Source organism: Echinicola pacifica DSM 19836 (genome assembly GCF_000373245.1).
In the GTDB taxonomy this organism is placed as follows: domain Bacteria; phylum Bacteroidota; class Bacteroidia; order Cytophagales; family Cyclobacteriaceae; genus Echinicola; species Echinicola pacifica.
This window is the reverse complement of the sequence record NZ_KB890745.1, coordinates 1-6,330: the sequence shown is the minus strand read 5'-3', so window position 1 is coordinate 6,330 and position 6,330 is coordinate 1. Positions and strand designations below refer to the sequence as shown.

The 6,330-nt window shown below is 41.0% G+C and carries 10 protein-coding genes; 3 read left to right on the top strand and 7 right to left on the bottom strand.

Annotation, left to right across the window (positions count from 1 at the left end):
• Positions 1-171 precede the first annotated feature (171 nt).
• A complete protein-coding gene (locus B050_RS0110655) occupies positions 172-420 on the top strand; it encodes a helix-turn-helix domain-containing protein (RefSeq protein ID WP_373294416.1) in 249 nt (82 codons plus the stop codon).
• 44 nt (positions 421-464) lie between these two features.
• Here the strand turns inward: B050_RS0110655 and B050_RS0110650 are convergent, their stop codons facing one another.
• From B050_RS0110650 to B050_RS22880, 3 genes are all read right to left on the bottom strand, one after another.
• Complete coding sequence (locus B050_RS0110650; RefSeq protein WP_157492727.1) at positions 465-878, bottom strand: hypothetical protein; 414 nt, start codon at positions 876-878, stop codon at positions 465-467.
• Between the two features lie 4 nt (positions 879-882).
• Positions 883-1,506 carry a hypothetical protein gene (locus B050_RS22275; protein ID WP_157492725.1) on the bottom strand — a complete coding sequence of 208 codons (624 nt, stop codon included), beginning with the start codon at positions 1,504-1,506 and terminating at the stop codon, positions 883-885.
• A 116-nt stretch (positions 1,507-1,622) separates the two neighbouring features.
• Positions 1,623-1,970 (bottom strand): hypothetical protein, encoded by a 348-nt coding sequence (locus tag B050_RS22880; RefSeq protein ID WP_018473903.1) that lies wholly within the window; start codon positions 1,968-1,970, stop codon positions 1,623-1,625.
• 95 nt (positions 1,971-2,065) lie between these two features.
• Here B050_RS22880 and B050_RS0110635 point away from each other — a divergent pair, with 95 nt between their 5' ends.
• Positions 2,066-2,350 carry a helix-turn-helix domain-containing protein gene (locus B050_RS0110635; protein WP_044202282.1) on the top strand — a complete coding sequence of 95 codons (285 nt, stop codon included), beginning with the start codon at positions 2,066-2,068 and terminating at the stop codon, positions 2,348-2,350.
• Between the two features lie 565 nt (positions 2,351-2,915).
• Here B050_RS0110635 and B050_RS0110620 read toward each other — a convergent pair.
• Both B050_RS0110620 and B050_RS0110615 read right to left on the bottom strand, forming a co-directional pair.
• Complete coding sequence (locus tag B050_RS0110620) at positions 2,916-3,683, bottom strand: hypothetical protein (protein ID WP_205744988.1); 768 nt, start codon at positions 3,681-3,683, stop codon at positions 2,916-2,918.
• Positions 3,658-4,563: an RHS repeat domain-containing protein gene (locus B050_RS0110615; RefSeq protein ID WP_157492723.1), complete on the bottom strand. Its 906-nt coding sequence runs from the start codon at positions 4,561-4,563 to the stop codon at positions 3,658-3,660. Before B050_RS0110615 ends, B050_RS0110620 begins: the two co-directional genes overlap by 26 nt.
• Positions 4,564-4,757: 194 nt before the next feature.
• Here B050_RS0110615 and B050_RS0110610 point away from each other — a divergent pair, with 194 nt between their 5' ends.
• Positions 4,758-4,973: a hypothetical protein gene (locus tag B050_RS0110610; RefSeq protein ID WP_018473897.1), complete on the top strand. Its 216-nt coding sequence runs from the start codon at positions 4,758-4,760 to the stop codon at positions 4,971-4,973.
• Between the two features lie 70 nt (positions 4,974-5,043).
• Here the strand turns inward: B050_RS0110610 and B050_RS0110605 are convergent, their stop codons facing one another.
• Together B050_RS0110605 and B050_RS22875 are read right to left on the bottom strand one after the other, a co-directional pair.
• On the bottom strand, positions 5,044-5,376 hold the full coding sequence (locus tag B050_RS0110605) for a hypothetical protein (protein ID WP_018473896.1): 333 nt from the start codon (positions 5,374-5,376) through the stop codon (positions 5,044-5,046).
• Positions 5,357-6,330 (bottom strand): RHS repeat-associated core domain-containing protein (locus tag B050_RS22875; protein WP_205744987.1); only part of this gene is annotated, 974 nt, incomplete at its 5' end. The genes B050_RS0110605 and B050_RS22875, both read right to left, overlap by 20 nt.

Sequence of the window (6,330 nt, the reverse complement as noted above, 5' to 3'; positions counted from 1 at the left end):
GGATTGATTTTTAGGTTTTGGTGAGGGATATCTGCCCCCGTTTCCCTGATATAGGCTTTGGGGACTCCTGTACTGCTGCTTTAATCATAATGGAGGATATTTTGCTTTCGTGTCTTTTTATATGCTTATATAATAAATATCCCTCCTTATTTTCAAACTGATCTTTCTAGAGTGATGATCGGAAAGTATGAGCGCGGGGATGCCGTACCCTCCATCGAGGCGGCAAAAAAAATAGCGGATACCTTCGGCGTGTCATTGGACTATCTGGTCGGCGAGGGGGTAAACAGCTCCTTTGACAAAAAAACCGTCAAACGCCTGCAGGACATCGAAAAACTGCAGCCAGAGGAAAGGGAACACATCTTCGCCCTGATGGACGCATTCCTGTTCAAGTGCCAGGTCCAGAACTCACTCAGCGCTTAAAACACAAAAGCCCGGCAAGTGCCGGGCTTCTGTGTTTTTAAAATCTAATAGATCTTCGATTTTATAAGATCCAACAACTTGGGATTGTCTTCCATTAAATTACCGTTTAGGATTGTCCCATAAAACCCTCCCAAACATAGTGTATCGGAAGTTTCATTCTTATAATCTACTATAAGCTTTATCCTAATATCCACCTCACGGGGCAAGTCCGTTTTTTCATAAGGTTCCAATTTCCTCATTTCAGTCTCAAGTGCATTTAAAAACGCCTTGTTCTTTACGTCTTTTCTTTTTACCTCAACCAGATTATACTCTATGCTTGAACAGGTTATTGGTGTAATAACCGTTGCCTCATCTGATCCGTACAAGAATTTTGCGCGTTTTACAGAGGTCAAAGAACACGAACAAAGGAAGAAGGTGGCTCCCATTACCAAAACAACCCTTAAAACATATCTTCTCATAATATTACCAATTAATATCCCGAGCTTTCTTTTGGCGTTTTATTAATCTCTGACGATGTACCTGCGTTGCTTGAGGGTTAATTTTATTAGACTTTGGCCCATGGGTAATTACCCCCTGACCTTCATGCCTTGTTCTCGTAACCCCATTTGCAGGTATTTCTCTATTTGCTCGAGCAGTTTTTCGTTCTGAACCTTCTATTACCCTTACCTCTTCTCTGCCACTTCTAGTATCTTCCCTATATTGTTCATAATTGGTTATCCTCTGGTTGGCGTGATCCGATTCATGCTCCAATACTGTAGCAGGAGATACCACCGTTCCATTTTCATACTGGGCACCTTCCATGGGATTCCAGTATATGTTCCCAACATTAGGCCTACCTCCTGGAGTATGCTGGGATGAATACTCAGTATATGCTACATTCACTAACGCTTTGCTATTTCCGGCTATCTCCTGCATTTTATCCCCACCCCCGTTTTCCACATTGTAATTGTAAGCACTGACGAACTGCTGGACAAACTCGTTCTTGGGGGCGCCATCCGTGTTGGTGCCGGTAAACCTGAAACTCTGCTGTTTCCCATTGTCGTCGGTGTACCAGATCAAAAAATCCTTACCGTCCGGATCTAACATCAATATCGGATTGTTCGCAACCAAGCTGTAAGGTGACATAGAGGGATACTTGTCCGCATGAGGATCCAACTGCCAAGTCCTGCCTATTACTGGATCATATCCACGTGTTTAAAAATTTAAATATTCAGGTTTAAATCGTCTAGGAACTCTTTGCCCTGATAGAGATACTTCTGCCCCACTGAACCCGGCCTTTGATAGGAGTTAAAGGTAAGACCAAAAGGATAATAATCATCCTTCTGCACGATCAGGCTGTTTTCATGACTTACTTTAAAATCATCGAAAAACACTTCGATGCGGGATCCAGTTTCATTTGATAGGTAAATATACACATATCCTGGTTTTGTTATCGTGATCGGATTGATTTTTAGGTTTTGGTGAGGGATATCTGCCCCCGTTTCCTTTGCCGAACTGCTGATTTGCTTGTAGGCTGAGGTGATATAATTTTGGTTTTGGTCTAGTACCAAGATGTTGATATAGGCTTTGGGTACTCCTGTATTGCTGCTATAATCATAATGGAGGATATTTTGCTTTCGTGTTTTTTTATATGCTTATATAATAAATATCCCTCCTTATTTTCAAACTGATATTATCCAGGGAGATGATCGGCAAGTATGAGCGCGGGGATGCGGTACCCTCCATCGAGGCGGTAAAAAAAATAGCCGATGCCTTCGGTGTATCGCTGGACTACCAGGTCGGCGAGGGGATCAACAGCTCCTTCGACAAAAAAACCGTCAAACGCCTGCAGGACATCGAAAAACTACTGCCCGAGGACAGGGAGCACATCTTCGCACTCATGGACGCATTCCTGTTCATGTGCCAGGTACAGAACTCCCTCAGCGCTTAAAAACAACAAAAGCCCGGCACTTGCCGGGCTTTTTATTTCAATATAGTGCCGTCAGGTCAACTTTATAACCAGAACAAAAAGACCAACCACCACTATAAGGCCAAGTAGGATATTTGAAAAACCATGCATGATGATTTCCGATTTCTGGCTTCCTTTTCTTCCGTCCCACATTTCCTTAAAACTTATAATCTCTCTCCCCCTTACTTTGTGGAGCACCGCATATACAACCCATTTTGTCAAGGCTCCAACAAACTCGAAGAAAACCGAACCTATTATACTATCAATCATTTTTTCTTGTCTCCGTTCCTTTTCTTTTTGAAAAAATTGAAGTCAATGTTCCTAACCTTACTAAAAGGGGATAAACTATGATAGGAAACAATCAAGAATATAATACCAACCAATATTATTAAGTGTCCGCCATATCCCGACACCATTAACGTTCTACGGTTTATTCCATAAACTGACAAGTTGTTCACCAACATTATTCCCCCCGTTAACAATAATAAAATTGAAACTGTAAACAGAGTTAAAAATAAATGGTTGGAACCCTTTTTTGACATGCTTATTATTTTCTTTCGGAATCGAATTTTAAATACTTCACGCCAACATTAAAGGCTTTGGAAACTTCATGTACCAAAGAATCTGTCCACTGCGGATTATTTTCACCTCTATAGCATGAATACAGTGCAAGCAGATAGCCATGGGCTTCCAGAGAAAGCTGGGTGGGACCCTTTTTAATATTCCACCCACTTCTTAAATCACCTGACCATGTATCCATTTTAATAACCGAATTATTTGCATTGAACACACCAAACCCATAAAAAACAAGTGCCACCTCCATATAAACTTCATCCTCTGAAAATCCCTTAACCTTTGATTTCAGTCGGATCAATTCAAACGCTATGGACGCCACCAAACAATCTGGATCATTTAAATACCCTCTGTTGATCAAGATTTCAACACTCCCATCAGAGTATTCCGTAAACTTACTGGAAGCAGGCTCACTGCCTTCCTCCGAAACCATGATGACTCCTGAATCCAACACAACATCCGCCGGCTCGCTGAACAAGCCCATCTCCACCATACTTATGTCCACATCAATTATATCCCCAAGTTTTTGAAACAGTATTTGGGCATATGCTTCATCTCCACTAAACTCCATCCCCGTTATTTCCTTAGGGTCAGTATACACGCTGGAATCCAAAATAAATTCTTCCCCAAGCTCTTCTATTAAAACAGAAAACTCCTTATCGAGCATAAGCTTGTCCAAAACGCCCACAGGACACTTCGGCCTTCCTTTGAAAAGACTAATTACCCGCTCTAACCACATCATTTCTTCTAACCTCTACTTCATCAGGCTTTTTGCCTTTTAACATATTCTCAATCACCGAGAGGGGCGATGGGCCGGACAACACCCTGGACAAGCCCATTTTCATGTTTTGGTCTTCGATTGGAAGTTGCCCAAACTCTTCGGCGGACATTCCTCCCCTCGCCCTATCCCTGACCCCGCTTTCCCATTCTTCCTGTAACCCCATCAATGCTTTTGTTGTATTATAGTCATCAACAAAATAATCCGCTCCAAGAGAAACCTCAAATCCATTAACCTCAGCAAAAGATTCATTCTTTGTTATGGTCTGGGCGGTCTGAAGTATATCCCCTAGTACCTTAGCAGAATTCCCTTTTGCATTCCCGAAAGAGTGGGTGTTATCAAAATTTTCAGACGTCCCTATACCAGAAGAAGTAAGACCAGACCTATTATTTCCGTCACCTCTACTGGTGGTATGGAATCTTTGCGTCTTCATAAGTGCACCTTCACTTCTGCCAATTGTGGCGATACCGGAATTATGCATTCTTGACGTCTGGGACACAACCCTTCTGACATTTGACACATTGGCAACTCTCGGGGAATTTCTTACGGCAGGCCTTGCCCCGCCTCCGCAACACGGCATCATGCCGTCGGGATCATTCCACCTTATTGGGTTGTTCCACATACTCGAATAGGGGGACATTCCTATCTGCTTCGGATGGTCTGCCAACGGATCTATGCTGACCCACCTACCTATAGCGGGGTCATACATCCTCGCCCCAAAGTCATCCCAGCCTGTCAGTTCCTGGCGCTCCTTTCCATTATACAGGTACTTCTTCCCCACTGAACCCGGCCTTGTATATGAATTAAAACTCATCCCAAAAGGATAATAATCATCCTTCTGCACGATCAGGCTGTTTTCATGACTTACTTTAAAATCATCGAAAAACACTTCAATGTGGGATCCAGTTTCATTTGATAGGTAAATATATACATATCCTGGTTTTGTTATCGTGATTGGATTGATTTTCGCATCGATTATGTACGCAGAGGTGATATAGTTTTGGTCATACTACTATTGGCAAGTATGAACGTGATTAGATGACACCAAGCATTGATGCTGCTAAAAAACTGGCCGATATTCTTGATACTACGGTGGGTTTCTTACTTGGCGAGACAGATGAGTCTAACTTGTTCAAGGATAAAAAAATGCTCCAACGTTTACAGGATATTACCAAGCTGCCTGAACAAGAACGTAATTCTATCCTGCTTACTGTTGACCATTTTATTAAAGCCTCTAAAATTAATTTGATATAAAAATCCCAAACATTGCTGATTGGGATTCTATTATAATCAATTATAAGTCCTTGGATAGCTATTATCTGGCTCAAGATAGCTGCAAAGCGATGAAGGCTATTGAACAAATAGTAAAAATTAAAAAATCTATCATGAGGACTTTTCTAATTCCCATTTTTGCTTTCGTAATTTTCTGAACTAACCAATTAATAAATCCAATAACTAAAATTATAGCTAATCCAATAAGTAGATTAAAAAGCAATCTATTGGCAAAAAAATACCAATAGGACTTATTGACTAACTCTTGATAATCTTTTTGACTACCCATCCAAAATAGAGATGTAAAATACAAGACAGCAATACCAACAACTGTCATTATTAGATTTACAACTATCAGCAATGTGTTATTTGTTCTTATCTTCATCTTCGTTCTTCCTAATAAATTCAAATCTGACACCACTACTAGTTTCTGTAACATTCACTCCTGTTGCTCCAGAAGCCGCTGCTTTTAATAGTGCATTTACACTTTTAAAAACTCCCCCTCCCTTTGTTGAACCATGCGCATACTTAGCTTTGTCAGAGTTACTGGAAAATTTATCAACGACACCAAATACATCGGCATTACTAACTTCTTTATTACCAGTAACCCAATCCCCTCCATATCCTAATTGATAGGTGGTAGTATTTTCAGGGTTATCAAATTCATCAGCTTCATCAGGAGACAAGTGCAAAATAGTTCCTACGGTCTTTCCTTGATCAATAAGATATTGTGCAATTCCAGCTCCATATGCACCTCCTTCACTATGAGTAACTAGCTTAAAGGTCTCATCTTGCCTCATGTCAGCAATTAATTCATCATAATGTTTTTTGGCATATTCGTATCCACGCGTGTACCGTTCACTACCACTTTCATCACCGCCCCATTGAGATGATCCGTCAATAAACATTCCGTTACCTCTTTGTCCATCATTAAAAAATTTACTCGCACCTCTCACAAAACCGTTGCCCCAATATCCTCTTCCTGGCTTTGACGAACCAATTACATTTTTACCGAGCCAAGTGTCCTGCCAATATCCATTCACATATAAAACCTTCTTCCCATCAGGGTCAACAAACTTTAATGGATTATTCAAAACATAAGCATAAGGAGAAAAATCAACATAGGCATCTGCTAAAATATCAACCGAAGTCCACCTCCCCAACTCTGGCATATACATTCTGGCTCCATAGTTTAGCCACCCTGTTTCCTCTTGAAGTTCTTTACCGTTATAAAGGAATTTCTGCCCCACTGAACCCGGCCTTGTATATGAATTAAAACTCATCCCAAAAGGATAATAATCATCCTTCTGCACGATCAGGCTGTTTTCATGACTTACTT